This window comes from Microbacterium sp. UMB0228, assembly GCF_002871415.1.
In the GTDB taxonomy this organism is placed as follows: domain Bacteria; phylum Actinomycetota; class Actinomycetes; order Actinomycetales; family Microbacteriaceae; genus Microbacterium.
In genome coordinates this window covers 49477-75222 of record NZ_PNFU01000008.1, presented here as the reverse complement: position 1 = coordinate 75222, position 25746 = coordinate 49477, and the positions used below count along the sequence as shown (strand labels likewise).

29 protein-coding genes and 1 pseudogene are annotated in these 25746 nt (G+C 71.5%); 17 read left to right on the top strand and 13 right to left on the bottom strand.

What is annotated here, in order from left to right; all coding sequences use genetic code 11:
• Positions 1 to 165 precede the first annotated feature (165 nt).
• Together CJ226_RS15935 and CJ226_RS15930 are read left to right on the top strand one after the other, a co-directional pair.
• Positions 166 to 1638: an MATE family efflux transporter gene (locus tag CJ226_RS15935; RefSeq protein ID WP_102209791.1), complete on the top strand. Its 1473-nt coding sequence runs from the start codon at positions 166 to 168 to the stop codon at positions 1636 to 1638.
• Positions 1639 to 1752: 114 nt separating this feature from the next.
• Positions 1753 to 2154, top strand: coding sequence for a hypothetical protein (locus CJ226_RS15930; protein ID WP_146008259.1), 402 nt, complete (start codon positions 1753 to 1755; stop codon positions 2152 to 2154).
• A gap of 3 nt (positions 2155 to 2157) precedes the next feature.
• Here the strand turns inward: CJ226_RS15930 and CJ226_RS15925 are convergent, their stop codons facing one another.
• Together CJ226_RS15925 and CJ226_RS15920 are read right to left on the bottom strand one after the other, a co-directional pair.
• Positions 2158 to 3867: an AMP-binding protein gene (locus tag CJ226_RS15925; RefSeq protein WP_102209790.1), complete on the bottom strand. Its 1710-nt coding sequence runs from the start codon at positions 3865 to 3867 to the stop codon at positions 2158 to 2160.
• A 42-nt stretch (positions 3868 to 3909) separates the two neighbouring features.
• Complete coding sequence (locus CJ226_RS15920) at positions 3910 to 4377, bottom strand: Lrp/AsnC family transcriptional regulator (protein WP_025102769.1); 468 nt, start codon at positions 4375 to 4377, stop codon at positions 3910 to 3912.
• A 112-nt stretch (positions 4378 to 4489) separates the two neighbouring features.
• On the opposite strand from CJ226_RS15920, the gene CJ226_RS15915 reads away from it, so the two are divergent.
• Both CJ226_RS15915 and CJ226_RS15910 read left to right on the top strand, forming a co-directional pair.
• A complete protein-coding gene (locus CJ226_RS15915; protein WP_102209789.1) occupies positions 4490 to 5728 on the top strand; it encodes a PLP-dependent aspartate aminotransferase family protein in 1239 nt (412 codons plus the stop codon).
• Positions 5729 to 5878: 150 nt separating this feature from the next.
• Entirely contained in the window at positions 5879 to 7285 is a 1407-nt protein-coding gene (locus CJ226_RS15910; protein ID WP_102209788.1) for a hypothetical protein, read from the top strand.
• 94 nt (positions 7286 to 7379) lie between these two features.
• Here CJ226_RS15910 and CJ226_RS15905 read toward each other — a convergent pair whose 3' ends face one another.
• The gene (locus CJ226_RS15905; RefSeq protein WP_081811533.1) at positions 7380 to 7850 is read right to left on the bottom strand and encodes an acyl-CoA thioesterase; all 471 of its coding nucleotides are present in this window, start codon (positions 7848 to 7850) and stop codon (positions 7380 to 7382) included.
• 136 nt (positions 7851 to 7986) lie between these two features.
• Between CJ226_RS15905 and CJ226_RS15900 the strand changes: the two genes are divergently transcribed.
• On the top strand, positions 7987 to 8601 hold the full coding sequence (locus CJ226_RS15900; protein ID WP_102209787.1) for a ClpP family protease: 615 nt from the start codon (positions 7987 to 7989) through the stop codon (positions 8599 to 8601).
• Positions 8598 to 9200, top strand: a complete 603-nt coding sequence (locus CJ226_RS15895; RefSeq protein ID WP_102209786.1) for a ClpP family protease — start codon at positions 8598 to 8600, stop codon at positions 9198 to 9200. The genes CJ226_RS15900 and CJ226_RS15895 overlap by 4 nt, the downstream gene beginning before the upstream one ends.
• A gap of 70 nt (positions 9201 to 9270) precedes the next feature.
• Here the strand turns inward: CJ226_RS15895 and CJ226_RS15890 are convergent, their stop codons facing one another.
• From CJ226_RS15890 to ribA, 3 genes are all read right to left on the bottom strand, one after another.
• Positions 9271 to 9621, bottom strand: a complete 351-nt coding sequence (locus CJ226_RS15890) for a helix-turn-helix domain-containing protein (RefSeq protein ID WP_062637860.1) — start codon at positions 9619 to 9621, stop codon at positions 9271 to 9273.
• Positions 9622 to 9683: 62 nt separating this feature from the next.
• The gene (locus CJ226_RS15885; protein WP_062638035.1) at positions 9684 to 10154 is read right to left on the bottom strand and encodes a MarR family winged helix-turn-helix transcriptional regulator; all 471 of its coding nucleotides are present in this window, start codon (positions 10152 to 10154) and stop codon (positions 9684 to 9686) included.
• 17 nt (positions 10155 to 10171) lie between these two features.
• The gene (gene ribA, locus CJ226_RS15880) at positions 10172 to 10822 is read right to left on the bottom strand and encodes a GTP cyclohydrolase II (protein WP_062637862.1); all 651 of its coding nucleotides are present in this window, start codon (positions 10820 to 10822) and stop codon (positions 10172 to 10174) included.
• A gap of 106 nt (positions 10823 to 10928) precedes the next feature.
• On the opposite strand from ribA, the gene CJ226_RS15875 reads away from it, so the two are divergent.
• Entirely contained in the window at positions 10929 to 11768 is an 840-nt protein-coding gene (locus CJ226_RS15875; RefSeq protein WP_062637864.1) for a sulfurtransferase, read from the top strand.
• Here the strand turns inward: CJ226_RS15875 and CJ226_RS15870 are convergent.
• Positions 11756 to 12682, bottom strand: a complete 927-nt coding sequence (locus tag CJ226_RS15870) for a hypothetical protein (RefSeq protein ID WP_062637866.1) — start codon at positions 12680 to 12682, stop codon at positions 11756 to 11758. The two genes, CJ226_RS15875 and CJ226_RS15870, sit on opposite strands and share 13 nt — an antisense overlap.
• A 290-nt stretch (positions 12683 to 12972) precedes the next feature.
• On the opposite strand from CJ226_RS15870, the gene CJ226_RS15865 reads away from it, so the two are divergent.
• Genes CJ226_RS15865 through CJ226_RS15855 form a run of 3 tightly spaced genes read left to right on the top strand, consistent with a single transcriptional unit; the run spans position 12973 to position 15462 of the window.
• Complete coding sequence (locus CJ226_RS15865; RefSeq protein ID WP_102209785.1) at positions 12973 to 13623, top strand: acyl-CoA synthetase; 651 nt, start codon at positions 12973 to 12975, stop codon at positions 13621 to 13623.
• Positions 13620 to 13979, top strand: a complete 360-nt coding sequence (locus tag CJ226_RS15860) for a hypothetical protein (RefSeq protein ID WP_062637869.1) — start codon at positions 13620 to 13622, stop codon at positions 13977 to 13979. The genes CJ226_RS15865 and CJ226_RS15860 overlap by 4 nt, the downstream gene beginning before the upstream one ends.
• A gap of 49 nt (positions 13980 to 14028) precedes the next feature.
• Positions 14029 to 15462: an MFS transporter gene (locus CJ226_RS15855; protein WP_102209784.1), complete on the top strand. Its 1434-nt coding sequence runs from the start codon at positions 14029 to 14031 to the stop codon at positions 15460 to 15462.
• Between the two features lie 12 nt (positions 15463 to 15474).
• On the opposite strand, the gene purB is transcribed toward CJ226_RS15855, so the two are convergent.
• Both purB and CJ226_RS15845 read right to left on the bottom strand, forming a co-directional pair.
• On the bottom strand, positions 15475 to 16857 hold the full coding sequence (gene purB / locus CJ226_RS15850; protein ID WP_051582177.1) for an adenylosuccinate lyase: 1383 nt from the start codon (positions 16855 to 16857) through the stop codon (positions 15475 to 15477).
• Positions 16854 to 17393 carry a low molecular weight protein-tyrosine-phosphatase gene (locus CJ226_RS15845; protein WP_180964626.1) on the bottom strand — a complete coding sequence of 180 codons (540 nt, stop codon included), beginning with the start codon at positions 17391 to 17393 and terminating at the stop codon, positions 16854 to 16856. Before CJ226_RS15845 ends, purB begins: the two co-directional genes overlap by 4 nt.
• 164 nt (positions 17394 to 17557) lie before the next feature.
• On the opposite strand from CJ226_RS15845, the gene CJ226_RS15840 reads away from it, so the two are divergent.
• A complete protein-coding gene (locus tag CJ226_RS15840) occupies positions 17558 to 17812 on the top strand; it encodes a hypothetical protein (protein WP_062637890.1) in 255 nt (84 codons plus the stop codon).
• Positions 17809 to 19104, top strand: a complete 1296-nt coding sequence (locus CJ226_RS15835; protein ID WP_102209783.1) for a hypothetical protein — start codon at positions 17809 to 17811, stop codon at positions 19102 to 19104. Before CJ226_RS15840 ends, CJ226_RS15835 begins: the two co-directional genes overlap by 4 nt.
• A 25-nt stretch (positions 19105 to 19129) precedes the next feature.
• Here CJ226_RS15835 and CJ226_RS15830 read toward each other — a convergent pair whose 3' ends face one another.
• From CJ226_RS15830 to CJ226_RS15820, 3 genes are read right to left on the bottom strand one after another with little or no spacing between them, the layout of a single operon-like run.
• Positions 19130 to 19534 carry a phage holin family protein gene (locus tag CJ226_RS15830; protein WP_062637894.1) on the bottom strand — a complete coding sequence of 135 codons (405 nt, stop codon included), beginning with the start codon at positions 19532 to 19534 and terminating at the stop codon, positions 19130 to 19132.
• 34 nt (positions 19535 to 19568) lie between these two features.
• Entirely contained in the window at positions 19569 to 19952 is a 384-nt protein-coding gene (locus CJ226_RS15825; RefSeq protein ID WP_082750084.1) for a type II toxin-antitoxin system death-on-curing family toxin, read from the bottom strand.
• 3 nt (positions 19953 to 19955) lie between these two features.
• Positions 19956 to 20162, bottom strand: coding sequence for a ribbon-helix-helix protein, CopG family (locus tag CJ226_RS15820; RefSeq protein ID WP_029989149.1), 207 nt, complete (start codon positions 20160 to 20162; stop codon positions 19956 to 19958).
• A 67-nt stretch (positions 20163 to 20229) separates the two neighbouring features.
• Between CJ226_RS15820 and CJ226_RS15815 the strand changes: the two genes are divergently transcribed.
• The 4 genes from CJ226_RS15815 to CJ226_RS15800 all read left to right on the top strand — a co-directional run bounded on the left by CJ226_RS15815 (position 20230) and on the right by CJ226_RS15800 (position 24900).
• Entirely contained in the window at positions 20230 to 21297 is a 1068-nt protein-coding gene (locus CJ226_RS15815) for a histidinol-phosphate transaminase (RefSeq protein WP_062637896.1), read from the top strand.
• A gap of 105 nt (positions 21298 to 21402) precedes the next feature.
• Positions 21403 to 22530: a thiamine pyrophosphate-dependent dehydrogenase E1 component subunit alpha gene (locus CJ226_RS15810; protein WP_102209822.1), complete on the top strand. Its 1128-nt coding sequence runs from the start codon at positions 21403 to 21405 to the stop codon at positions 22528 to 22530.
• Between the two features lie 11 nt (positions 22531 to 22541).
• Positions 22542 to 23507, top strand: a complete 966-nt coding sequence (locus CJ226_RS15805; protein WP_062638040.1) for an alpha-ketoacid dehydrogenase subunit beta — start codon at positions 22542 to 22544, stop codon at positions 23505 to 23507.
• Positions 23508 to 23535: 28 nt separating this feature from the next.
• Positions 23536 to 24900: a dihydrolipoamide acetyltransferase family protein gene (locus CJ226_RS15800; protein ID WP_025102745.1), complete on the top strand. Its 1365-nt coding sequence runs from the start codon at positions 23536 to 23538 to the stop codon at positions 24898 to 24900.
• An 80-nt stretch (positions 24901 to 24980) separates the two neighbouring features.
• On the opposite strand, the gene CJ226_RS15795 is transcribed toward CJ226_RS15800, so the two are convergent.
• The gene (locus CJ226_RS15795) at positions 24981 to 25451 is read right to left on the bottom strand and encodes a LysR substrate-binding domain-containing protein (RefSeq protein ID WP_374754542.1); all 471 of its coding nucleotides are present in this window, start codon (positions 25449 to 25451) and stop codon (positions 24981 to 24983) included.
• A 51-nt stretch (positions 25452 to 25502) separates the two neighbouring features.
• Here CJ226_RS15795 and CJ226_RS18510 point away from each other — a divergent pair.
• Positions 25503 to 25746: pseudogene (locus CJ226_RS18510) on the top strand (hypothetical protein); the annotation flags it as partial.

Genomic DNA, 25746 nt, shown 5'->3' with positions numbered 1-25746 from the left:
CCGGTCGTCCTCGACTGATGCAGAGTAACCACCGGGGCCCGCTCGTCCGAAATCGACGCCCCGGCGACGGCAATCCGGTCCGGGGTGTTCCGTTCGCCCGAAACGATTCGATAAACTGGGCCCACCCCCGATCCATCCCCTCTTTCCCTGCGAGCCCCTTCCTTCATGGCCACCACCCTCACCACGGGCCGTCCGTGGCGCGTCATCCTCGCCTTCTCGATCCCGCTGCTGCTCGGCAACGTCGTGCAGCAGCTCTACCAGTTCGCCGACGCGATCGTCGTCGGACGCCACCTCGGCGTCCAGTCCCTCGCCGCCGTCGGCGCGACGGGCAGCCTGCTCTTCCTCCTCCTCGGCTTCGCCTGGGGTCTCACGAGCGGCTTCGCGATCCCCATCGCCCAGGCCTTCGGTGCGCGCGAAGACGCCGCCGTGCGCCGCTCCGTCGCCACGGGTGTGCTCCTCAGCGGCATCACGAGCGTGGTCCTCACGGTGGTCGCGCCCCTCATCGCCGGGCCGATCCTCGCGCTGCTGCAGACGCCGCCCGAGCTCATGGCCGAGGCGACGGTGTTCACGCAGATCAGCTTCCTCGGCGCGGGCGCGACGATGTTCTTCAACTACCTCTCCGCGATCATCCGCGCCATCGGCGACTCGAAGACCCCGCTGGTGTTCCTCACGATCTCCTGTGCGCTCAACGTCGGCCTCGTCGTGCTCATGGTCGGTCCGCTGGAGTGGGGCGTCGCGGGTGCCGCGCTCGCCACGGTGGTCGCGCAGGCCGTCTCGGTGATCCTGTGTCTGGAGTTCGTGCGCCGGAGGCTGCCCATGCTGCACCTGCGTCGTTCGGACTGGCGCATCTCCCGCACGGACATCGCCGACCACCTGCGCCTCGGCCTCCCCATGGGCTTCCAGGCCTCGATCATCGCGATCGGGACCCTCACGGTGCAGGTCGCCCTGAACACGATCGGCGCCGACGCGGTGGCGGCCTACACGACCGCATCCCGCGTGGACAGCCTGGCGGTCGCCCTGCTCTCCTCGCTCGGGCTCGCCGTGTCGATGTACGCGGCCCAGAACCACGGCGGCCGCCGCCCCGACCGCATCCGGCGCGGCGTGGTCGAGGCCACCTGGATGGCGGTCGCCGCGGCGATCGTCCTCGGCGGGCTGCTCATCGCGTTCGGCGCGCCGATGGTCCGGCTGTTCGTCGGCGACGGCTCGGACGACGTCGTCGACATGGCGCACCGCATGCTCATCATCAACGGCTGCGGCTACTGGGCGCTCGGCATGCTCTTCGTGCTCCGCGGCGCGCTGCAGGGGCTCGGCCACACGCTGGTGCCGACGGTCACCGGCGTGATCGAGCTCGTGATGCGCGTCGTCGCCGCGGTCGTCCTCGGGGCGATGATCGGGTTCGACGGCGTGGCCCTCAGCAACCCGCTCGCCTGGGTGGGGGCGATCGTGCTCCTCGTGCCGGCCTACGTCAAGGCGCATCGCGCGCTCGCGAGGCAACCCGTGGCCCCGGCCGAGGCCACGGAGACCTCCGCGATCGCGATCGTCGGCCCCACCGACGGCTCGATGGTGGTCGACGCGGTCGTCACCCGCCCCGTCCGCGTCGTGCGCCCGCGCCGGCTGCGGTGGCCGGTCCGGCGCTGAGCCGCGGATATCCACCGGAAGGATGACCCGGATCGGACTTGAGACGGATGGCCTTCCGGAGAGACACTTCTAATGTCGAAGGTGCGGAGGGGTTCCGCCGGACGGGGGGTCGTCATGACGACAGTGGGAGTGGCCAGAGACCTGGCCGCCATTCTGGTACCGATCGGATACGTGGGTGCGGCGCTCGCCGCGGTCTGCGCGATCGTGGCCGCGATCGCGATCATCCGCGGAGCCGGGGGGCTCGCGGGCGGCGCGGTCGGATTGTGGATCGTGTGCGCGCTGATGAGCTTCACCGCGAGCTTCGCGAATCAGTGGCTTCCGCTGATCGCGGCGGGCGCGTCGCTCATGGGCATGCTCGTGATCGGCGGGATCGTGCGCGCGATGCTCACGGCGGGCGGCTTCGAGTCGCGACGCCGGGCCGCGCGCGTGAAGCCGGCGCCGGCGACCACGACGACGGCCACGCTCAAGACCGGCTCGACCGCGACGCCCACGGCGCCGGTCGCCGTCGTCTCCTAGCGCTCAGCGGTAGTCGCGGTCGCGGTGCTGCCGCGCCTCGTCGCCCGCGGCCACGCGGGCGCTCTCGCGTGCCCGCAGCTCGACGCGGCGGATCTTCCCGGAGATCGTCTTCGGCAGCTCGGGCACGAACTCGATGATCCGCACCCACAGGTGCGAGGACAGCCGTTCGTGCGCGTAGCCGAACACGGCGCGTGCGGCGGCCGCCTCGTCCGCGCCCGCGTCCGGCGTCAGGCACACGTACGCCTTCGGCACCGCGAGGCGCGTGGGGTCGGGGCTGGGGATGACGGCCGCTTCGACGACGAGGTCGTGCTCCAGCAGCACGGACTCGAGCTCGAACGGCGAGATCTTGTAGTCGGAGGCCTTGAACACGTCGTCGGAGCGCCCGATGTAGGTCAGGTAGCCGTCGGCGTCGCGCACGGCGATGTCTCCGGTGTGATGGAAGCCCCCGGCCCGCGACTCCGCGGTCTTCTCCGGGTCGTCGTAGTACCCCGCCATGAGGCCGAGCGGCGGCTGCGCGAGGTCGAGCGCGATCTCGCCCTCGTCCTCCACGACCTCGCCCGTCGACGGATCGAGCAGCACGACCGGGTACCCGGGGAGCGGACGGCCCATCGATCCCACCTTGACCGTCTGCCCCGGGGAGTTGCCGATGCAGGCGGTCATCTCCGTCTGCCCGAAGCCGTCGCGGATCGTGCCGCCCCACGCTTCGCGCACCCGGTCGATGACCTCGGGATTCAGCGGCTCGCCGGCGCCGACGAGCTCCCGCGGAGGGTGCGCGAGCCGGGAGAGGTCGGCCTGAATGAGCATGCGCCAGACGGTGGGCGGGGCACAGAACGTCGAGACGTGGTGGGTGTCCATGACCTCCATGAGCGTGTTCGCGTCGAAGCGGTCGTAGTTGTAGACGAACACCGTCGCCTCGGCCAGGAACGGGGAGTAGAAGCTCGACCAGGCGTGCTTGGCCCACCCGGGGGAGGAGATGTTGAGGTGCACGTCGTCCGGGCGCACGCCGAGCCACCACATCGTGGAGAGGTGGCCGACCGGGTAGGAGACGTGGGTGTGCTGCACGAGCTTCGGGCGGTTCGTCGTGCCGGACGTGAAGTACAGCAGGGCCGTGTCGCCGGCGGGCGTCGGGCCGTCCGGAACGAACTCCTCCGTGGTGGCGACGGCGTCCGCGAACCGCTTCCAGTCCGCAGGCAGCGACGCGCCCACGCCGATGCGCAGGACCGCGGGGTCGATCCCCTCGAGGCGGTCGGCCAGGGTGCCGAGGGTGACGACGGCGCCGGCGCGGCCGTGCTCGATGCGGTACGCGAGGTCGGAGGCCGACAGCAGCGTCGAGGTCGGGATCGACACCGCGCCCAGCTTCGTGATCGCGAGCATCACCTCCCACAGCTCGATCGTGTTGTTGAGCATGACGATCACGTGGTCGCCGCGGCCGATGCCGAGGCCGCGCAACCAGGCGGCGACCTGGTCGGAGCGGGCGGAGAGCTCGCCGTACGTCCAGGAGCGGAGGCTGAGGTCGGCCTCGACGATCTGCACGGCCGGACGGTCGGGGTTCTCCCCGGCGATGACGTCGAACCACTCGAGCGCGAAGTTGAAGGCGGTCAGGTCGGGCCAGGCGAACTCGCGGCGCGCGGCGTCGTAGTCCGTGGCGTGCGTGAAGAGGAGGTCCCTCATCCCGCGGATCGCTTCGGTGGCGGGGGTGGCACGACGGCTCATGGTGCTCCTTTGCAACGGCGTCCCTCCATCCTGCCCCCTCGTTCAGCGGGGGAGGAAACCCGTGCCGTCGCGGAGCTCGAACACGAGCTGGGTCTCGGTGCCGCGCACGACGGGGTGGACGGTGATGTGCTCGAGCACGATGTCGCGCAGAGCGGTCGCGTCCTGCACGGCGACGTGCACGAGGAAGTCGTCCACCCCGGCGACGTGGAACACCTGGAGCACACGGGGGATCGCGACGAGCGCGTCGAAGAGCGCCGTGACCTTGGGTCCGGTGTGATGCGCGAGGCGGACCTTGATGATCGCCTGCAGCGGGTAGCCGAGAGCGGAGCCGTCGAGGCGGACGCGCGTATCGCGGATGACTCCACGCTCGCGCAGGCCGCGGATCCGGTGGGCGCAGGTGGACTCCGCGAGTCCGAGGCGGTGGGCCAGAGCCTTGTTGGTGACGGCTGCATCGCGGCTCAGGGCGGCGAGCAGCTCCAGGTCGATCTCGTCGAGTTGCGCTTTCGCCAACGTGCCCTCCTCGGTACGGCCGGATGTTGCACAGAATAGCGAGGATCCCGGATTCGATGAGTTGTTCTGTCGAAGACCAGCGAGAACCCCGCGATTCGGCCAGCGTGGAGGGATGACTGCACCGCTGCATCCCGACACCGTGGCCGTCCACAGCGGCCGTGCCGACCTCGAGGCGCTCGGGGTCCACGCCCTGCCGATCGACCTCTCCACGACGAATCCGCTGCCCGACGTCGAGCGCGGCGGTGACTCGTACGAGGCGATGGCGACCGGGGGCCGCCCGCCGCAGGACGGCAGCATGGTCTACGCCCGCCTCTGGAATCCGACGGTCGGGCGCTTCGAGGATGCGCTCGCCGAGCTGGAGCACGCCGAGGCCGCCGTCGCCTTCGGCTCCGGGATGGCGGCCATGACCGCCGTGATCCTCGCGCACACGGGTGCCACGGGAGCGCGGCACGTCGTCGCGGTGCGTCCGCTCTACGGAGGGACCGACCACCTGCTGGGGTCCGGCCTGCTCGGGGTGGAGACGACGTACTGCCGTCCTGACGAGGTCGCCGCCGCCCTGCGCGCCGACACCGGACTCGTCGTCGTGGAGACGCCGGCGAACCCGACCCTCGAGGTCGCGGACATCGCCGAGGTCGTGCGGCAGGCGGGGAGCGTGCCGGTCGTGGTCGACAACACGTTCGCGACCCCCGTGCTGCAGAACCCGATCGACCACGGCGCGGCGATGTCGCTGCACAGCGCCACCAAGTACCTCGGCGGCCACGGTGATGTCATCGCCGGCGTCGTCGCCTGTGACGAGAGGACCGCGGAGGCGCTGCGTCGCGTGCGTGCGGTGACCGGGGGGCTCCTGCACCCGCTCGGTGCGTACCTGCTGCACCGCGGTCTCACGACCCTGCCGGTCCGCGTGCGGCACCAGCAGGAGAGCGCTCGTCGCATCGTGCAGTGGCTGGTCGATCGGCCCGAGGTCGCCGAGGTCTTCTATCCCGGGCTCGACGGGGATCCGCGCGGCATCCTGGAACGGCAGCTCCGCGGGCCGGGGGCGATGATCGCCCTGCGGCTGCGCGGTGGCTATGCAGCGGCCGCAGCGGTGGCCGGGGCGACCCGCCTCTTCACGCACGCCGTGTCGCTCGGGGGCGTCGACTCCCTCATCCAGCACCCCGCCGCGCTCACGCACCGCCCGGTCCCCGCGGAGGCGCGTCCCGCCGCCGACGTCCTGCGTCTGTCCATCGGCCTCGAGGACGTCGACGATCTCCTCGCCGACCTCGCGAACGCCTTCGCCACTCTCGCCGACCCACCCCTTTCCGCGCGACCCACCCCCGAAAGTGCGTCACATATGGGGGTGGCTCGCGCATAAGGGGCCGGGTCGGCGATTGTGTGAGGACGACAAGAAACTGAGTGTCGCCCGAGGTGGGACTTGGTACCTGGCGGCAAAACCGGGGGGTGGTGGGGAGTGCGGCCCTACAGTCGCGGGTGGCAACGACGCCACTGACCTCGGGAGTCCTCAATGACGAGTGAAAAGACCCACGCGCACGGCCTCGGCATGCGCATCGCCGTGATCGTCCTCAGCCTTCTGCTGGCGGCGATGGTGCTGTTGTTCTTCGCCACGATGAGCAAGGTGTCCGCGGGCGCCTCGGAACTCGCGGACGGCACCACCACCGCGCAGGGGGGATCCGCGGACCTCGCCGCCGGAGCCGCCGACCTCGCCGCGGGGGCCGACGAGCTGGCCGCGGGCACGCAGGATCTCGCGGCAGGCACCGCGACGGCGCAGCAGGGATCGGTGAAGCTCAGTGACGGCGCGACCACCGCTGCCGCGGGCGCCACCACGCTCGCCGAGGGCGCGGGTACCCTCGCCGCGGGAGCCGCCACCGCTCTCGACGGTGCGGGGCGGGTGAGCGGCGGAGCCCAGACGGCGCTCGCCGGATCGCAGGAGCTCGCGGCGAAGATGGCGGCGGCAGACGCCGGAGCCCGGCAGCTCGTCGACGGCGCGACCACTCTCGCCGCCGGTGTCGACGGCGCGCACCGGTACGCGAACGGTGTGCTCGAGGGGGCGACGACCCTCAGCACCACGCTGCGCGCCGGAGTGAGCGCCGATGTGCAGAAACTCGCCCATCCGGAGACGAAGGCCTTGCTGACGGGCGTCGCCACGAGCGCTCCCGGCAATGCGCGGACGCTCGCGGCCGGACTCCAGGGTCTCCTCGCTGCACACCCTGATGACGTGCAGCTCCAGCAGCTCGCGGCGCTCGCCGCCGGCGTCGAGAAGCAGGTCGGCGCGCTGGCCGCCCCCGCCGCGGCTGCTCCGGGCCTCGCACAGGGACTCATCGGTGCCGCCGACGGCTCCGCCCGTGTCACGGCCGGCGTCGGTGCGCTCATCAACGGCGACTCCTCGAAGGGCTGGCCGGGAACCGTGGCCCTGGTCTCCCCGAAGGGCGCTCCCGCCCTGGTCGCCGGAGCGCAGACGCTGCAGGACGGCACCTCCCGGCTCGCGGCGGGCGCGGCGGATCTCTCGTCCGGGCTGCAGACCCTGTCGACCGGAGCATCGTCGCTGTACTCCGGCACCGCGGAGCTCAGCGCCGGCGCGGCGCGGCTCGACGAGGGTGCCGGGACTCTGGCCACGGGCGTCGGCGCGCTGCAGTCGGGGGCCGGCGACCTCCGGTCCGGGATGACCGAACTCCGTACCGGCGCCGACGCGGTCGCCGAGGGCTCCGGCACCCTCGCGGCCGGAAGCGCGAAGCTCGACGCGGGCGCGGCCGACCTCGCGGCGGGCAACGGACGCATCGCCGATGGCTCCGGCACCCTCGCGACGGCCACGGCCGGCGCCGCACCCTCTCTGCTCCCGTGGATCCTCGGTATCGGTCTGGTCGGCCTGATCGCGATCGGCTTCTGGATCGGTCACCGCGTCACCCACCGCTGACCGTCGACCCACCCCCTTCCGTACGACCCACCCCCATAAATGACGCACTTTTGGGGGTGGGTCGACCTCAAGGGGGTGGGTCGGCGAGAGCGGATCAGCGCTTCGGGAGGGGGATCGTGCCGGTGGCGATGCGCTCGGTGGGCATGCGGTCGCGATCGTAGGTGATCTCGTCGTAGCCGTGGGGGGTGGGCAGGCCGTCCTCGCCGATGCTGACGAACACGATCTCGTCGATGGTGAGGATGCGCTTGCGCGTGATCATGTTGCGCGCGACGGCCCGCATCGTGAGCGAGGTCGTGCCGAAACGGGTGGCCTGCAGCCCGATCTCGATGAGGTCGCCCTGCACCGCCGACGCCTCGAACGTGATGGCGGAGATGTGCCGGGTGACGACGCGGTAGTTGCCGAGCTGCACGATCGCGTAGATCGCGGCCTCCTCGTCGATCCACTTCAGCAGGCTTCCGCCGAACAGCGTGCCGTTCGCGTTGAGGTCTTCCGGGCGCACCCACTTGCGGGTGCGGAAGTTCAGGCCGTCCTCGGACTGCCATGCGGGTGCTTTCTGTTTCGCCATGCCCCGAGGCTAGGCGGGTCGTGCGTCGGCGGTGTTACGTCGCGTTTTCCGGCGGGTGCACACGCCGCCGCCCAGAGCGGATCTGCTCCGGGCGGATCCGCTTCCGCGGCCGCAGCCGGAGCCGGATGCTGGGGACATGAGCGAAGAAAAGCCCTTCCCGCAGTTCGGCCCCGAGGCCCGGCGCGCCCTGTTCCACGAGCGGGTGCTCGTCCTCGACGGCGCCCTCGACGACGACAACGGCACCCTCCTGATGACGCAGCTCCTCGGCCTCTCCGCCGAGGATCCGGCGGCCGACATCGCCCTCTGGATCCACTCGCCCGGCGGGTCCGTGCCATCGATGCTGGCGATCCGCGACCTCATGCACCTCATCCCGAACGACGTCTCCACCCTCGCCCTCGGTCTCGCCTGCAGCGCCGGGCAGTTCCTGCTCTCCGCGGGGACGAAGGGAAAGCGGCGCGCTCTCCCGCACGCGCGGATCCTCATGCACCAGGGCTCGGCGGGGATCGGCGGATCCGCGGTGGAGATCGAGGCGCAGGCGGACGACCTCCGGCACATGCGCGACACCGTCCTCGGCCTCATCGCCGAGGACACCGGTCAGCCCCTCGCGCGGATCTTCGAGGACTCCCTCCACGACCGCTGGTACACCGCCGGCGAGGCTCAGGACTACGGGTTCATCGACGAGATCGTGCAGTCGACGGCGGAGATCCTGCCGCGTCGTCGTGCGCGGGTGGGACTGGGGGCGGACGCATGAGCAGCTACACGATCCCGAACGTCATCGCCCAGCACCCGCGGGGTGAGCGGGTCATGGACGTGTACTCGCATCTGCTCGCCGAGCGGGTCATCTACCTCGGCACGGGCATCGACGCGGGGGTGGCGAACGCCCTCATCGCGCAGCTCCTGCACCTCGACGCGGACAGCCCGGAGACCGGCGTCCGGTTCTACATCAACAGCGAGGGCGGGGATCCCGGTGCCGCGCTGGCGATCTACGACACCATGCAGCACATCCGTCCGCGGATCGCGACGACGTGCGTCGGGCAGGCCATCGGCCCGGCGGCGCTCCTCGTCGCGGCGGGAGCGCCGGGGGAGCGGGCGGCCCTCGCCCACGCGCGCATCGTGCTGCACCAGCCGGCCGGTCAGTCGCGCGGAGCCATCCCGGACCTCATCCTCGCGGCCGACGAGGTCGTGCGGGTGCGCGCGGACATGGAGACGATCCTGGGTCGGCACACCGGCCGCTCCCTCGCGGAGCTCCGCGCCGACACCGACCGGGACCGGGTCTTCACCGCCGCCGCCGCCCTCGACTACGGCCTCATCGACACCGTGCTCGGTCCCCGGGATCCGGAGGCACGATGAGGTGACGGGTGCACGACGAATCTCCAGGATCCGTCGTGCACCCGGACTCCGGTCGTGCAGGGGAGACGGGTCAGGCGGCGAGGGCGAAGGCGCCGCGGGAGGCCGACACCACCGCCGCGGCGGGGGTGGCCTGACGAAGCTCCTCGGCGACCGCGCTCGTGAGCTCCACGAGGGTGGCGTCCAGGGCCCCGGCGATCGCGGCGATCATCTCGCTGGACGGTTCCTTCCGGCCGCGCTCGACCTCGGAGAGGTACTGCGGCGAGACCCCGGCCTTCTCCGCGGTCTCGCTGAGCGTCTCGCCGCGGTCATGGCGCCGCCGCCGGAGCTGATCCCCGAGCAGGTCGCGCCACAGCGGCTCGGGGCCGTTCGACGGCGGACGGACGGGATGCGGGGCACGGGGGAACGGGACGATGTCGGCCATGCCTCACGATAAGCCGCCGTCTGCGCGGCGATCGAGACGTTCTGCTCAGAGCAGAACGCGGCTCACAGCGCCGCCGTGACGCCGGGAAGCAGCGCGCCCAGGATGTCCTGCAGCCGCTGCCGATCCTCCGCGGACAGCGGGTCGAGGATGAGCTCGCGGATCTGGGCCACGTGGACGGGCGCGGCCGTCCGGAGCATCTCCCGGCCCGCCGGGGTCAGCGTCGCGGAGAGCGTGCGCTTGTCCGTGGAGCACGACGTCCGCTCCACCCACCCGCGCTCCTCCAGGGAGTCCAGGGCGTGGCTCAGCCGCGACCGGCTGAGTCCGGCGATGCGCGCGAGCTCGGTCATGGTGACGGCGTCCTCGCCCTGCCCGGCGAGGGTCACGAGGATCGCGTAGCGGGCGTGGTTCAGGCCCACCTCGTCCTTCAGCGCCCGGTCGAGGACCTGGGGCAGCAGCTGGACGAACCGGATGATCGGGAGCCACGTCGCGAGCTCGTCGTCGTCGAGCCGCCGCGGGTGCCGCGTCTCGCTCATGTCGTGCTCCTCGGAGGTCACGCCGCGGTCAGGTCGATCGTGTGCGCCGTGTGGTCGCGCTTCGCCTGGAGGTAGCGCGAGTTCGCCTCGGACAGGTGCACCTCGGTGCGCACCCGCTCGGTGACATGGATGCCGAGGCCGTCGAGCTGCGCGGCCTTGTCGGGATTGTTGCTCAGCAGACGGATGCGGTCCACGCCCAGCGCGCGCAGCATCTGCGCCGCGACGGTGTAGTCCCGCTCGTCCTCGCCGCGGCCGAGGGCCACGTTCGCCTCATAGGTGTCGAGGCCGGCGTCCTGCAGGGCGTACGCGTCGAGCTTGGCGTAGAGCCCGATGCCACGGCCTTCCTGCCGGAGGTAGAGGAGGAAGCCGCCCTCGGCGGCGATCCGCTCGACGGCCTCCCGCAGCTGCGGCCCGCAGTCGCAGCGCTCGGAGCCGAACACGTCTCCCGTGAGGCACTCGCTGTGCGGGCGGACGAGCGGGGCGTCCCCGCCGTCGGCGGAGCGGGCGAGCGCCGCCTGCCAGTCGCCGAGGCCGAGCAGCAGGTGCTCACGTCCGTCCACGAGGCCATCGAAGGTCACCACGTCGGCCGTCGTGGTGAAGCCGTCCGCGAAGCGCAGGGGCACCCGCACGCGGGTACGCTCCGCGGCGACCGTTGAAGTTTCAATCATGTGAGGGGAAACGTCGTCGGCGCGTGGCTATTCCCGGGCCGCGAGGACCGTGTCGGTCCGTGACGGCGATCGACGCGTGGCGCCGCGCACTCGGTAGCCTCGCACCATGAGTCACTTCGTCTCCGCGGCAGAACTCCACGACCTCCTCGAGGACGGCGCCCCGATCCGGGTCGTCGACGTGCGCTGGCGCCTGGACCGTCCCGAGGCGGGCCCGGGCGACTACCGCTCTGGCCACATCCCCGGTGCCGTGTTCGCGTCGTTGGATCAGGAGCTCTCCACACCCGGAGCGCCCGCCGAGGGGCGGCATCCGCTCCCCTCGACGGAGACCCTGCAGGCGGCGGCCCGGCGTTGGGGGGTGCGGCAGGGCGACACGGTCGTGGCCTACGACGACACCAAGGGACTCGCGGCGGCCCGGGCGTGGTGGCTGCTGCGGCAGGCCGGGGTCGACGTCCGGGTGCTCGATGGCGGGCTGCGCGCCTGGACCGCGGCCGGATACGACCTGGCGACCGACGACGTCGTGCCGGAGACCGGTGACGTCGTCCTCGCCGACCCCGGCCAGGACGCCCTCTCGATCGACGAGGCGGCGGCGTTCCCGGCGACCGGGGTGCTCCTCGACGTGCGCGCCCCGGAGCGCTACCGCGGCGAGACCGAGCCGCTCGACCCGATCGCCGGACACATCCCCGGTGCCCGGAACCTCCCCACCACGCGGCACCTCGACGAGAGCGGGCGCATCTGCGACCGCGACACGGTCCTGGCGACGCTCGCGGAGGTCGGCATCACGGCGGAGACGCCGGTCGCGGCCTACTGCGGGTCTGGCATCACGGCCGCGCACACCGCGCTCGTGCTGCACGAGGTCGGCATCCCGGCGAAGGTGTTCCCCGGCTCCTGGAGCCAGTGGTCGAACACGCCGGGACGACCGGTCGCGACGGGTGATCAGCCGGGCTGATCGCCGTCGCGCCGGCCGTACCCCCAGCGCAGACCGAGGGCACCGGGACCGAACGCGCGGCGCACCTGATGCACCGACGTGCCGCGAGGTCGCGGGAGCGCGGTGACGACGGTGCCTCCGGCGGTCTCGACGACTTCCTCGCACCAGTCCGGCACGGCATCGGGATGGAAGCGCGTCCACACGAGGAGTTCCCGTGCCTGGCGGGACAGGGCGTGGCCGGTGTCCCGATCCGAGGGGCGGCCCGGCTCGTACTGCACCGACCACTCGACGACTGCGGTGTCCGGAGCCTCGAGCGGCACGTCGAGCTCGATCAGCGCGCCGTGCGCCTCACCGTTCGGGTGGGAGTAGCGCGCGGTGATCCGCCCGCCGGCCACGGCCGTGAGGAGCGGTGGGGGCCCGGGGACGCCGGGGGTGAGGTCGAGGACGGGGATGGCGGTGATCACGCCGCTCGTCGACTGCACGATGCTGCGGGTGAGGCAGGAGGACACCTCGCCGTCGGCGTCCACATCCGTGACGGAGTGGACGGTGAGCTCCCGCGACGGGTCCGGGTACGTGGCGCCGAGGGCGGCGTAGACCTCGCGGACGGCCCGCTCCATGTCGACCTGCTCCAGGGGGAACCCCCGCGGCCCCAGGGGGCCCGTGCGGTGTGGACGCAGGAGCCGGCTCAACGCGCCGGACTCGAGGCACAGCAGGTCCTCGATGTCGGCGAGGGCGGCGAGGGACTGCGGCCCTTCCGGGCGGCGGGCCCCCGACCGCCAGTAGCTCAGCGTGGCCATCGAGACCCGGTTGCCCCGGTCGCGGAGCTGCCGCTGCAACCACGACAGCGTCACCGGTCTCGCGTTGATCGCATCGCGCAGTGCCGCCGCGAACGTGTCCGGCGTCGCCGCTCTTTTCTCGTCGTCCCCAAAACTCATCACAGCCCCCACCCGGTATGTGAAGAACACACCTCTAGAGTGAGCATAAGACCGCACGCGCGCACCTCAGGGGACCAGGTGGGCAAGTGGGTCACGGGGCTGTGATGTCGCGGGGAGGGTGCCCGACCTTGCGGCAGCGGCCCGACGCAGTGATGCCCCCCTTGCTGCGTATGTCGTGAAGCCCGGCAATCGATCTGGGGAGATCCGCCGGGCTTCACGAGCATCCCTGGGCGCGTGCGGCTCGCCGCCCCGCGTAGACTGGTGGGGAAACTCCGGAGGATCTGGCCGTCATGTCTGCCCCTGCTCGCGCGTTCACCATGCGCCACGTGCAATTGCTGCGCGCGTTGTTCGCAGCCGTCGCCGCCCTCATGATCACCTTCTCCTCGGATCACTCCGCTGCGGTCGGTCTCGCCGTCTTCAGCGGCTTCGCGCTGGTCACCGCCCTGGTGCACATCCTCGCGGCCTGGCTCGTCCTCCCGTCGGGGTCGCGCTGGTCGGCGATCCTCCTGGCGGTCGTGAGCGCGATCGCCGGAATGGCCGGGGGCGTGCCGGCCTGGCGCACGGACGACATGTTCTTCATCGTGCTCATCACCTGGGGCGTGCTCAGCGGCGGCCTCGAGCTGCTCGCCGGCATCCGCGCCCGCCGCGTCGGGGGAGCGCTCGCCACCGATGCGATCACGGTCGGGGCGCTGGGCGTGCTCCTCGCGGTCGTCCTGCTGCTGATCCCGTCGGGCTTCGTCCAGGAGTACACGATCGAGAAGGCGGGCACGTTCGAGCTGTCCGGCATCATCCTCGGCGTGGGGATGTTCGGCGGGTATGCGGCCATCGTCGCCGTCTTCCTCGGCATCGCCGGCCTCACCCCGAAGCGCGCGGACGCCGATGACGTCGCTGCCGCCCCCGAGAATGATGCGGCTCCTGTGGAGCACGGAGGAGAGCGATGAGCGACGACAAGCCCACCCGACGGGACATCCTGCGGCCCCTCCACCTGCTCGGCATCGCCCTGGGCTGCGGCGTGTTCGCCCTGGTGGTCACACTGGTCTCCACCGGCGCCTTCACCCTCCGCGTGAACACCGCCATCGCGAACGGCACATACGAGGGCCTCACCCCGGTGGCGCTGAGCCTCGTCGTGGGCGGCGGCGCCTTCATCGCGACCCTTCTGATCCTCGCGATGCTCATGCTCGCGGTCGATCCCGCCGACGTCACGAAGACCGTCGACCGCCCGGTGCTGTACGACGCGGAGGACGAGGGCGCGAGCGACGGCACCACCGACGAGCCGGGACGCCCCGCCTCGTCGTGACGCGGAGGTCGGGCGGAATATCGGTGAGGTCGTTCCGCTTGTCTCTGGAGTGACTGCCTCCGTCGACCGCGCCTCCATCGGACTCCGGTCGGAGCGGGGACCCATCCTCGGCGCGCTCATGCTCGCCACCGGCCTCATCGCGATCGACGCCACGATCCTGGCGACCGCGGTGCCGAGCATCGTGCGCGACCTCGGCAGCTACCAGCAGTTCCCGTGGCTGTTCTCCGTGTATCTGCTGGCGCAGGCTGTGAGCGTGCCGATCTACTCGCGGTTCGCCGACACCGTGGGCCGCAAGCCGATCATCCTGCTCGGCATCGCCCTCTTCCTGCTCGGATCCGTCCTCTGCGGGTTCGCCTGGAGCATGCCGGCGCTGATCGTCTTCCGCATCATCCAGGGCATCGGTGCCGGTGCCGTCGCGCCGATGTCGATGACCATCGTCGGCGACATCTACACGGTTGCCGAACGCGCGAAGGTGCAGGGATACGTCGCCAGCGTCTGGGCCATCTCCTCGGTGGTGGGCCCCGCACTCGGCGGCATCTTCGCCCAGCTCGACGCCTGGCGATGGATCTTCTGGATCAACGTGCCCCTGTGCCTGGTCGCCGGTTGGATGCTGCTGCGCACGTACAAGGAGCAGAAGCAGACCCAGCGGCACAGCATCGACTACGGGGGCGCGGTGCTGCTCACCATCGGGTTGACCGCGCTCATCCTCGGCATGCTGGAGGGCGGGAACGCCTGGGCGTGGCTGTCCGTGCCGAGTGCCCTCTGCTTCGGGATCGGGGTGGTCGCGCTCGGAGCCTTCGGGTTCGTCGAGCGCCGGGTGGCGGAGCCGATCGTCGATCTGCGCCTCGTGACCCGTCGGCTCATCCTCACGACCACGTTGGTCTCTCTCGGCATCGGGGCCCTCATGCTCGGCGTGACCAGCTTCGCCCCGGCCTACCTCGAGGGGTCCCTGGGGATCGCCCCGCTGCTGTCGGGTCTGGCGGTGGCCGCTCTGACCCTCGGCTGGCCGCTCGCCGCCGCGAACGCCGGACGGCTGTACCTGCGCATCGGCTTCCGTCGCACCACGCTCATCGGCATGAGCATCACGACCCTCGCGGCCATCGCGCTCGCCGCCGTCGCCTCCTGGCCGAACCCGTTCGTCGTCGCCGGCATCGCGTTCCTCCTCGGCTTCGGGCTCGGGTGGAGTGCGGCCCCGACCCTCATCGCCGCACAGGCCTCGGTCGGCTGGGGCGAGCGGGGCGCGGTGACCGGGATGAATGCGTTCGCACGGTCAGCGGGAAGCGCCGTGGGCGTGGCCGTGTTCGGGGCGATCTCGAACGCGGTCATCGCGCAGGGTGCGGGACCCGACGACCCCGACACGATCGTCCACGCGTCGGTGTGGGTGTTCGTCGCGGTCGCCGTGACCGCGGTTCTCACCCTCCTGGCGGCGTCGTTCATGCCGAAGGACAGGGTCGAGGAGCACTCCGGGGAGTCGGGCTCCTAGCTCCTGCCGGATTCAGCGGGCGAGGCGCTCCGCGATGCCGGTGTAGGTCGCGGGGGTCAGCGCGAGGAGCCGCTGCTTGGCCGCGTCCCCGATCTCCAGACCCTCCACGAACGACGCGAGGTCGGCGGCGCCGACGCGGTGTCCGCGGGTGAGCTCCTTGAGCAGCGCGTACGGGTCCTGGATGCTCGACCGGCCGGCGACGACCTCGGCGCGGATCACCGTCTGGATCGCCTCGGCCAGCACCTCCCAGTTCACGTCGAGGTCGGCGAGCAGCACGTCGCGCGACAGCGAGATCGCGTTCAGGCCCCGGCGCAGGTTGTCGAGAGCGAGCAGCGAGTGCCCGAACGCGACACCGATGTTGCGCTGCGTCGTGGAGTCGGTGAGGTCGCGCTGCAGCCGGCTCGTGACGAGCGTCTGGCCCAGCGACGCGAGCAGGGCGCCCGAGATCTCGAGGTTGGCCTCGGCGTTCTCGAAGCGGATCGGGTTGATCTTGTGCGGCATGGTCGAGGAGCCGGTGGCGCCGGCGACCGGGATCTGCGCGAAGTAGCCGAGCGAGATGTAGGTCCAGATGTCCGTCGCGAGGTTGTGCAGGATCCCGCCGGCGTGACGCACGCGGTCGTAGAGCTCGACCTGCCAGTCGTGCGACTCGATCTGCGTCGTGAGCGGGTTGAAGCCCAAACCCAGTCCCTCGATGTACTCGCGGGCGATGGTCGGCCAGTCGGCGTCCGGGTCGGCTGCGAGGTGGGCGGACCAGGTGCCGGTCGCCCCGGAGAACTTCGCGAGGTACTCGGAGCCGGCGATCTGGCTGCGCACGCGCTCGAGACGCCAGGCGAAGACCGCGAGCTCCTTGCCCATCGTCGAGGGCGTGGCGGGCTGGCCATGCGTGCGGGACAGCATGGCGGCGTCGGCGTGCTCGACCGCGAGCTCGCGCAGCTTCGCGATCACGGTGTCGAGGGCCGGGAGCCAGACCTCCTCGACCGCGCGCTTGACGGTGAGGGCGTAGGACGCGGAGTTGATGTCCTCGCTCGTGCAGGCGAAGTGCGTCAGCTCGGCGATGCGGTCGAGGCCGAGCGTGGAGAGCCGGTCGCGGACGAGGTACTCGATGGCTTTCACATCGTGCTGCGTGACGGCCTCCTTCTCGGCGAGCCAGTCGATCTCGGCCTGCCCGAAGTCGCGGTACAGGGCGCGCAGGCGCTCCTTGTCGTCGTCCGACAGCGGGGTCGTCTCGAACAGCGAACGGTCGGTGAGGGCGATCAGCCATTCCACCTCCACCTCGACCCTGGCGCGGTTGAGTCCGGCCTCGGAGAGGAAGTCGGCGAGCCCGGTGACGGCACCGCGATAGCGGCCGTCGAGGGGGCTGAGGGGCTGCGGCGGGAGTGAAGGCTGGAAAGTCAGGGGAATCCTCCTGATGAGGCCCCGAAGGTTCGGGGCGTGCGGGGCAGGCGCAGGGCGGGTTCGAGCTGGCGGAACAAGCCGCGAGTCGCCGTCTCGATCATACCGAGCACCGAATCGAACATCTCCGGGCCTGCGTAGTACGGGTCGGGGACGTCGTGCGTCGACGCGTCGGGATCGAAAGCGAGGAGGAGGGTCACCTTGCCGTCCTCGTCCTCGTCCGCGGCCCATTCGCGGAGGATGCGCTCGTGCGTGCGGTCCAGGGCCACCACGAGGTCGTTCTCGGCGAAGGAGGCGGCGGTGAACTGGCGGGCGCGGTGCAGCGAGCCGTCATAGCCACGGCGGGCGAGGGCGTCGATGGTGCGGTGGTCGGCGCGCTCTCCGAGGTGCCAGTCCCCGGTGCCCGCGCTGCGCGAGACGATCTGGGAGCCGAGCCCCTGCCGCTCCGCGAGGTCCCGGAACACGACCTCCGCCATGGGGGATCGGCAGATGTTGCCGGTGCAGACGAAGATCACGCGGAAGGGATCTCGGGCTGTCACGGATCCATTCTGCCGGTCGATGCCGTTCCTGCACAGCGGGCACCGGATCGCGGGGCGGCTCGACCCTCCTGCACGGTCCTGGGGGAGAACCGGCTCTCCACCGGTCGTGGCCGTCCGACGGGGCCCTGGCCGCAACGGACGCGGTCCGGCGGAAGGCTGGGGGCATGTCGTCCTTCGCCCTCACCGCTCTCTCTCCCGGTGTCGATCCTGCGCTGCGGGTCCGAGTGCTGTCCGAGCTGGACGCCGCCATCGCGGGGCTCGACGATCTCGCTTCCACGCTGACGGCGCTGCGTGACGCGTGTGCCTGGGAGTCCGACGGCGTCGAGGCGCTGCGGTGGGCCCTCTGGCGGCTGTCGGACGACACGGCGACGGTGCGCCGGACGCTGCAGGCGTGCCGCGGGGAGGTCGAGGGTGCATGAGCGGGCTCGACATCGACCACGGCGGCGCGATCGCGGTGGACACGGCGCAGCTCCGCGAGCTCGCGGTGCGCGTGCGGGCCGCCGAGCCGGTGTGCGCGGAGGTGCAGGACGCCGTGGGGCGTGTCGAGGCGATGCTCGGCTCCGCCGCATGGACCGCGCTCGCCTCAGCGGCGTGGTCCCTGCGGTCCGCAGTGACGGCGCTGGAGGCGCTCGCGGCGCGGGTCCAAGAGACGGCCGCCGATCTCGACCTCATGGCCGAGGTCTACGAGGTGGTCGAGCTGCGGGCGCAGGCGGAGGCGCTGGCGCGGACGGATACGGCTGCGGCCGCTGCGGTGGAGGGGCGCCTGCGGCTGCTCCTCGCCGGTGACGAGCGTCTGGCCGCGCTGGCCGACGCGCGGGAGCGGATGGCGGACGACCGACGCTTCCGTGGCTTGGGCGACCAGTTCGACGCCGGGGGACTGCTTCCGCCGGTGTTCCTGGGCGGCGCTGTCGTCGGCGTGACGTCGGGGCTGGGACGGGTGCGACCAGGGATGGCACTCGGCGCGACGGCGGATCCGGTGCGGGTATCGGTCACCTCGCGTTCCCGCCCGGCCGGGGCTCCGAACGGACTGGCCAGCGCCTTCGGGCGCCTGCCCTCCACTTCCGGGGCGCAGGTGGCGATCGAGAAGTACACGGTTCCGGGTGAGTCCCCGCGCTACGTCGCTTACGTCTCGGGCAGCCGCTCGATGTCTCTCCGGGAGGGCGGGGGTGTCGAGGCCTGGGACATGAAGTCGAACATCGAGCTCTACACCGGGGGTCGGTCCGCGTCGTATCAGGCGACCCTCGACGCGCTGGCCGCGGCGGGTGCGAGACCCGGGGATCGGGTGGACGTCGTCGCCCACTCGCAGGGTGGCATGATCGCGGCGCACCTGTCGATGGAGAGCGAGTTCACGGTGACGACCCAGATCACCGCCGGGAGCCCGGTCGAGCCGACACTGTCCGCCGAGCAGACGCTCGTGCAGCTCCGGCACACCGACGACGCGGTGTCCGCGCTCGCCGCAGGAGGGGCGAGGGAGGGCACGGGGTCCGCCGACAGCTTCACCGCGAGCCGGGTGGGCGATCCGGATGCCGGTCGCCAGGACCTCGCGCTCGAGACCCACTCCCTGGAGAACTACATCGAGACCGCGGCGATGGTGGACGCCTCCGCCGACCCGCGGGCGGTGGCTCTCGACGCCTACTGGGCCGACCTCGACGGCGCCGTCACCGTCGAACGCACCGAGTACCGCGCGGAGCGGGTGCTCCCCGATCCGTGAGCCGTACGCGCCCTCCGCAGACGGGTCAGTCGCGGCGGGAGCGCTTGTTCTGCGGACGCAGGATGAAGCCGAAGATGCCGTTGATGATCGAGACGATCAGCGCGGCGAGCACGCCCCACCAGAACGACTCGACCGACAGGCCCCACCCGAAGCTGCTGGTGATCCACGCGGTCAGCCAGAGCAGGAAGCCGTTGATGAGGAAGCCGATGAGGCCGAACGTGAGGATGTACAGCGGGAAGGCGACGATCTTCACGATCGTGCCGATGATGGTGTTCACCAGCGCGAAGAGGGCGCCGACCGCGAGGAGCGTCAGGACGAGCTGCAGCGTCTCGCCCGGCGGGAAGGCGCGCACCGTGACCTGGAGCACGGGGATGAGCGTGACGACCCAGATGGCGAACGCGTTGACGACGACCCGGATGATGAAGCGCATGATGCGTTCAGTCTCCCACGCGGGGCCCGCGGTGTCAGCCGCGGTCGTCCACCGGACGGATGTGGGCGGCGAGAACTTGGGCGATCTCCCCGAGATCCATCCGGCTCTGCGCGACATCGATGACGAACTCGAAGGCTTCGTCGTTCGTGAAGGTGATGTCGTAGCCGTTCAGCCGGATGAAGATGAAGGTGAGATAGAGCGCTGTGCGCTTGTTCCCGTCGAACAGTGCGTGATTCTGGGCGACGGAGCTCATCAGGGCCGCCGCCTTCTCCGCGAACGTCGGATACGCGTCGACGCCGAACATGCCGGCGGCGGGTCGCGCCAGAGCGGAGAAGAGCAGCCCCTCGTCGCGCACATGCAGGCCGAGCTTCGCGATCAGCGCGAGGGCCTGCTCGGGCTCGATGTACTCGGTGGCCATCGATCAGGCGTCTTCGAGGCGCGTGATGGCGTCGCCGTAGCGTTCGGTCACCTCGTCCGCGAGCGCCAGAACTCGATCGGTCTTGGACTCGCTGTTCGCGAACCGGGTGGCCGCCTCGATGATCACGGCGTGCTTGGAGACGTGCCGGGCTCGTGCGATGTCTTCGAGCCGCGCATCGAGTTCCTCAGGGAGTCGCACCGTCATAGCCATACCAGAATGGTATCACCGCGCCCTCCGCCTCGAAAGGGTGGCGGGCAGCACGTCCTAGACTCGACGCGTGACCGAGCCGACCCTGCCCCGCATCCGTCCCGCCATCGCCTCCCTCGCGCCGTATCGCCAGGGCAAGCAGGCCGGTCCCGAGGCCTTCAAGCTCTCCAGCAACGAGAACCCGTTCGACCCGCTGCCCTCGGTCCTCGACGCGCTGCAGCACACGACGCCGATGAACCGGTATCCCGATGCCACGGCCGGCCGCCTGCGTGCGCGGCTCGGGGCCCGCTACGGGGTCGAGCCCGAGCAGGTCCATGTCGCCTCCGGCAGTGTCGCGATCCTGCATCAGCTCGTCCTCGCCACCGCGTCGGTCGGCGACGAGGTCGTCTACGCCTGGCGGTCGTTCGAGGCGTACCCGAGCCTGCCGCTGGTCGCGGGCGCGACCGGGGTGCAGGTGCCGCTGACGGCCGACTCCCGCCACGACCTCGACGCGATGGCCGACGCCGTGACCGACCGCACACGCGCGATCATCGTCTGCACGCCGAACAACCCGACCGGACCCATCGTCACCTCTGCCGAGTTCGCGGCGTTCGTGGACCGCGTGCCGTCCGACGTGCTCATCATCCTCGACGAGGCCTACGCCGAGTTCGTCACCGCCCCCGATGCCGTCGACGGCCTGGCCGAGCGCGTCTTCGAGGCGCACCCGAACGTGGTCGTCCTCCGCACGTTCTCCAAGGCCTACGGTCTGGCCGGGCTCCGGGTCGGCTACGCGATCGGCCACGAGAAGGTGCTCGACGCGGCACGGACGACCGGCATCCCGCTCTCGGTCACGTCCGCGGCCGAGAACGCCGCCATCGCGAGCCTCGACGCCGAAGCCGAGCTCCTGGAGCGCGTCGCCGTGATCGTCGAACGCCGCACCCGTCTCGTCGAGGGGCTCCGCGCGCAGGGCTGGGAGGTGCCGGACGCCCAGGGCAACTTCGTCTGGCTGCCGACCGGCACGCGCACCGACGAGGTCGCGGCGGCGTTCGTCGACGCCGACCTGATCGTGCGTCCGTTCTCCGGTGACGGCATCCGGATCTCCGTCGGCGAGGAGGCGGCCGTCGCCCGCGTGCTCGAGGTCGCGGCGACCCTCCGCTGACCGCGGCACCGCCCTGCGAGCCGCGGAATCTCGGGGTTCCGGGGAGATACGAGGGCGTCCTAGGTATGCGTGGCCCGGCATGCCGACGCGGGTAGCGTGGGGGCCGTGAGCACCTCTGAGACCCCCCTCGTGCGCGTTCTGGACGAGACCGGAAAGGTCGCCCCGACGCCGGCCGCGGAGCAGTATCTGCCGCTCATCGAGGCCATCCCCGACGACGAGCTCGCGCAGTTCTACCGCGACATGGTGGGCATCCGCGCGATCGACACCCAGGCCACCAACCTTCAGCGCCAGGGCCAGCTCGCCCTGTGGCCGCCGAGCCGCGGACAGGAGGCGGCGCAGGTCGGCTCCGGTCGGGCCGCCCGCGCGCAGGACACGATCTTCCCCTCGTACCGCGAGCACGCGGTCACCCGGATCCGCGGCGTGGACCCGGTGGACATCATCAAGCTCATGCGCGGCGTCTCCCACGGCGGCTGGGACCCGACCGACCCGAAGAACGGCAACACCCGGCTCTACACGCTCGTCCTCGGCTCCCAGGTGCTGCACGCCGCCGGCTATGCGATGGGCCTCACGTTCGACGGCCGCACCGGCACCGGCGACCCCGAGCGCGACGAGGCGGTCGTCGTCTATTACGGCGACGGCGCCTCCAGCCAGGGCGACGTGCACGAGGCCATGGTGTTCGCGGCCAGCTACCAGGCCCCGACGCTCTTCTTCCTGCAGAACAACCACTGGGCCATCTCGGTCCCCGTCACCACGCAGTCCCGGGTGCCGCTCGTGCAGCGCAGCGCCGGGTACGGCATCCCGAGCGTCCGCGTGGACGGCAACGACGTGCTCGCCAGCTACGCGGTGTCCCGCGTGGCCCTCGACGAGGCGCGCGCCGGCGGCGGACCCCGTGCCATCGAGGCCGTGACCTACCGGCTCGGCGCGCACACGACCAGCGACGATCCCACGAAGTACCGCGGCGACGACGAGGAGCTCGCGTGGGCCGGGCGTGACCCGATCGTCCGCATGCGCGCCTTCCTGGAGAACCGCGGCGCCGAGGAGGGCTTCTTCGCCGAGGTCGACGCCGAGGCCGCCGATGCCGCGGAAGACCTCCGCGCCCGCACCGTGCAGCTCGGCCCGCCCCGCGCCGACCTCATGTTCGACCACGTGTACAGCGAGCCGCATCCGCTGATCGAGGAGCAGAAAGCGTGGCGCGCCCGCTACGAGGCGTCGTTCGAAGGAGAGGGCCAGTGACCCGGGAGACCATGCCGCTGGGCAAGGCGCTGAACGCCGGAATGCGCAAGGCGATGGAGGACGACCCCAAGGTCATCCTCATGGGCGAGGACATCGGCAAGCTCGGCGGTGTGTTCCGCATCACCGAGCACCTGCAGCGCGACTTCGGGGAGCAGCGCGTGCTGGACACCCCGCTCGCGGAGTCGGCCCTGGTCGGCACCGCGATCGGCCTCGCGATGGCGGGGTTCCGTCCCGTGGTCGAGATCCAGTTCGACGGCTTCGTCTTCCCCGCGTTCGACCAGATCACCACCCAGCTCGCCAAGCTCACCAACCGGCACGAGGGGTCGCTGCGGCTGCCCGTCGTGATCCGCATCCCGTACGGCGGGCACATCGGGGCGGTCGAGCACCACCAGGAGAGCCCGGAGGCCTACTTCACGCACACCCCCGGTCTGCGGGTGGTGTCGCCGTCGACCGCGAACGATGCCTACTGGATGATCCAGGAGGCCATCGCGTCGGACGATCCGGTGATCTTCCTGGAGCCGAAGAGCCGGTACTGGCCGAAGGGCGAGGTCGAGCTCGACGCCCCCGCCGTCCCGCTGCACTCCTCGCGGGTGGTGCGGACCGGGACCGACGTGACGCTCGTCGGACACGGCGCCATGGTCACGACGCTGCTCCAGGCCGCCGCGCTCGCCGAGGCCGAGGGCACGAGCTGCGAGGTCGTCGACGTGCGCTCGCTGTCGCCGGTGGACTACGAGCCGATCCTCGGGTCGGTGCGCAAGACCGGACGCATGGTCTACGCGCAGGAGGCTCCGGGCTTCACGAGCCTCGGCAGCGAGATCGCCGCGACCGTGATGGAGCGCGCGTTCTACGCCCTCGAGGCGCCGGTGCTGCGCGTCTCCGGGTACGACACCCCGTTCCCGCCCGCGAAGCTCGAAGGCGCCTACCTGCCGGATGCCGACCGCATCCTCGAAGCCGTCGACCGCTCCCTGGCCTACTGACACCCGGCATCCGCCGAAAGGACCCGTCATGAGCACGCAGAACTTCCCCCTCCCGGACGTCGGCGAAGGGCTGACCGAGGCCGAGATCGTCGCGTGGAAGGTGGCCCCGGGCGACCGGGTGGCCATCAACGACGTCATCTGCGAGATCGAGACCGCCAAGTCCCTGGTCGAGCTGCCTTCCCCGCACGCGGGCGTGGTCGGCGAGCTGCTCGTCGACGAAGGGGCGACGGTCGAGGTCGGCACCCCGATCATCACCTTCGTGACCGACCCCGCGGCCGGCTCGGGGACCGGTTCGGTCGCACCCGGCACCGTCGCCACGGCCGAGGCGCCCGCACCAGAAGAGGGCGGCGGGTCGGTCCTCGTCGGCTACGGCTCCGGAAGCGGTGCGACCTCGCGGCGGAAGCGCCCGGCCGAGCGCCCCGTCCGGTCGTCGGTCGGCGTGATCGCGAAGCCGCCGATCCGCAAGCTCGCCCGCGACCTCGGCGTCGACCTCACGAGCGTGACGCCCACGGGTGCCGACGGCGAGGTCACCCGCGACGACGTGATGAAGCACGCCTCCCAGGCCAGCGTCTTCCGCAACATCGAGACCCCGGAGTGGGGGAGCGTGCGCGAGGAGACCGTCCCGGCACCGCAGGCCCCGTCCGGCCTGGCGCGCGGCCTCGCGCCGGTGCGCCCGTCGGCGGCCGGCGACGACCGCACCGAGTCCATCCCCGTCAAGGGCGTGCGCAAGGCGACGTCGTCGGCGATGGTGCAGAGCGCGTACTCCGCCCCGCACGTGACGGTGTGGAAGGAGATCGACGCCACCCGCACGATGGAGCTCGTCAAGCGCCTCAAGGCCTCGCCCGACTACGCCGACATCAAGGTCTCGCCGCTGCTCATCATGGCCCGCGCGGTGATCTGGGCGGTCCGCCGGACGCCGATGGTCAACGCGGCCTGGATCGACACGGAGGCCGGGGCCGAGATCGCCGTGCGTCACTACGTGAACCTCGGCATCGCCGCCGCCACGCCCCGGGGTCTGCTCGTGCCGAACATCAAGGACGCGCAGGACCTCAGCATGAAGGACCTCGCCCGCGCCCTGAACCGGCTCACGCTCACGGCGCGCGAGGGGAAGACCCCGCCGGCCGACCAGCAGAACGGCACCATCACCATCACGAACATCGGCGTGTTCGGGATGGACGCGGGCACGCCGATCATCAACCCGGGCGAGGCCGGCATCGTCGCCATGGGCACGATCAGCCAGAAGCCCTGGGTCGTCGACGGCGAGGTGCGCCCGCGCTGGGTGACCACGGTCGCCGGCTCGTTCGACCACCGCGTGATCGATGGCGACGGCATGAGCCGCTTCATCGCCGACGTCGCCTCCATCCTCGAGGAGCCCGCGCTCCTGGTGGACTGAGGCCCCTGCGCCGCAACAGGCATCCGCGCGGGAACAGGCGCTCCTGAGGGAGAGTGCCTGCTCCCGCGCGACCGCCTGCGTCAGCGGGCGAGCGACACGAGGGTCGCTCCGGCGGGTGGCAGGTCTCGCCAGACGGCGCGGAACGCGCGGGTCAGCGGCGGGCCGGACACGGAGACACGGACGAGCGCTCCGCTCGCGACGTCCGCCTGCACGGAGCGGACGCTCATCACCGCGGGCGCGAGACCGGCCCGAGCGTTCGCGTGGATGATCCCCGTCGTCTCGAGGACGGCGGCGGGGGCCGCCAGCCCGAGCCCGCGATCGGAGAGCCACTGTTCGAGGGTGGCCCGCGTGCCCGACCCCGGCTCGCGGACCAGCAGCGCGGTCTCGGCCAGCTCCTGCGCCTCGATCGTGGTCCCGGCCCAGGGGTGATCGGGGGCGACCACCACGACCAGTTCGTCCTCCGCGACGACCAACGAGGACAGCCGGGGATCGACCGTCGGCCCTTCCACGAACCCGAGGTGCGCGTCGCCGCCGCGGACGAGTTCTGACACGCGGGAGGAGCTCCCTGCGATGAGCCGGACGGCCGTCGGGGGCTCCACAGCGTGCAGGCGCTGCGGCGGGAGTCGAGCGCGCTGGTGGTGGCCGCGTCGCAGACCATCGCCGAGCTGCTCATGCCGGACTGGCTGCTGCGCCTGCAGGCCGGCTTCCAGGCGCCGCGATGCCTCGAGGACCGCCCCGCCGAGCTCGACGATCATCCTGCCCGTGTCGGTCAGCGACGACCCGTGGACCGAGCGCCGCACGAGGGGATGCCCGACGGCTGCTTCCGCGCTGCGGACCCGGGCGGAG

What these genes read in the sequence shown, in the direction of transcription:
- CJ226_RS15860 (WP_062637869.1), top strand. Translation starts at nt 13,620, where the DNA reads ATGAGCGACGACAAGCCCACCCGACGGGACATCCTGCGGCCCCTCCAC.
- CJ226_RS15905 (WP_081811533.1), bottom strand. Translation starts at nt 7,850, where the DNA reads ATGGCGAAACAGAAAGCACCCGCATGGCAGTCCGAGGACGGCCTGAAC.
- CJ226_RS15935 (WP_102209791.1), top strand. Translation starts at nt 166, where the DNA reads ATGGCCACCACCCTCACCACGGGCCGTCCGTGGCGCGTCATCCTCGCC.
- CJ226_RS15835 (WP_102209783.1), top strand. Translation starts at nt 17,809, where the DNA reads ATGAGCGGGCTCGACATCGACCACGGCGGCGCGATCGCGGTGGACACG.
- CJ226_RS15890 (WP_062637860.1), bottom strand. Translation starts at nt 9,621, where the DNA reads ATGGCCGACATCGTCCCGTTCCCCCGTGCCCCGCATCCCGTCCGTCCG.
- CJ226_RS15800 (WP_025102745.1), top strand. Translation starts at nt 23,536, where the DNA reads ATGAGCACGCAGAACTTCCCCCTCCCGGACGTCGGCGAAGGGCTGACC.
- CJ226_RS15875 (WP_062637864.1), top strand. Translation starts at nt 10,929, where the DNA reads ATGAGTCACTTCGTCTCCGCGGCAGAACTCCACGACCTCCTCGAGGAC.
- CJ226_RS15830 (WP_062637894.1), bottom strand. Translation starts at nt 19,534, where the DNA reads ATGCGCTTCATCATCCGGGTCGTCGTCAACGCGTTCGCCATCTGGGTC.
- CJ226_RS15900 (WP_102209787.1), top strand. Translation starts at nt 7,987, where the DNA reads ATGAGCGAAGAAAAGCCCTTCCCGCAGTTCGGCCCCGAGGCCCGGCGC.
- CJ226_RS15825 (WP_082750084.1), bottom strand. Translation starts at nt 19,952, where the DNA reads ATGGCCACCGAGTACATCGAGCCCGAGCAGGCCCTCGCGCTGATCGCG.
- CJ226_RS15910 (WP_102209788.1), top strand. Translation starts at nt 5,879, where the DNA reads ATGACGAGTGAAAAGACCCACGCGCACGGCCTCGGCATGCGCATCGCC.
- CJ226_RS15895 (WP_102209786.1), top strand. Translation starts at nt 8,598, where the DNA reads ATGAGCAGCTACACGATCCCGAACGTCATCGCCCAGCACCCGCGGGGT.
- CJ226_RS15915 (WP_102209789.1), top strand. Translation starts at nt 4,490, where the DNA reads ATGACTGCACCGCTGCATCCCGACACCGTGGCCGTCCACAGCGGCCGT.
- CJ226_RS15820 (WP_029989149.1), bottom strand. Translation starts at nt 20,162, where the DNA reads ATGGCTATGACGGTGCGACTCCCTGAGGAACTCGATGCGCGGCTCGAA.
- ribA (WP_062637862.1), bottom strand. Translation starts at nt 10,822, where the DNA reads ATGATTGAAACTTCAACGGTCGCCGCGGAGCGTACCCGCGTGCGGGTG.
- CJ226_RS15885 (WP_062638035.1), bottom strand. Translation starts at nt 10,154, where the DNA reads ATGAGCGAGACGCGGCACCCGCGGCGGCTCGACGACGACGAGCTCGCG.
- CJ226_RS15870 (WP_062637866.1), bottom strand. Translation starts at nt 12,682, where the DNA reads ATGAGTTTTGGGGACGACGAGAAAAGAGCGGCGACGCCGGACACGTTC.
- CJ226_RS15840 (WP_062637890.1), top strand. Translation starts at nt 17,558, where the DNA reads ATGTCGTCCTTCGCCCTCACCGCTCTCTCTCCCGGTGTCGATCCTGCG.
- CJ226_RS15925 (WP_102209790.1), bottom strand. Translation starts at nt 3,867, where the DNA reads ATGAGCCGTCGTGCCACCCCCGCCACCGAAGCGATCCGCGGGATGAGG.
- CJ226_RS15930 (WP_146008259.1), top strand. Translation starts at nt 1,753, where the DNA reads ATGACGACAGTGGGAGTGGCCAGAGACCTGGCCGCCATTCTGGTACCG.
- CJ226_RS15865 (WP_102209785.1), top strand. Translation starts at nt 12,973, where the DNA reads ATGTCTGCCCCTGCTCGCGCGTTCACCATGCGCCACGTGCAATTGCTG.
- CJ226_RS15805 (WP_062638040.1), top strand. Translation starts at nt 22,542, where the DNA reads ATGCCGCTGGGCAAGGCGCTGAACGCCGGAATGCGCAAGGCGATGGAG.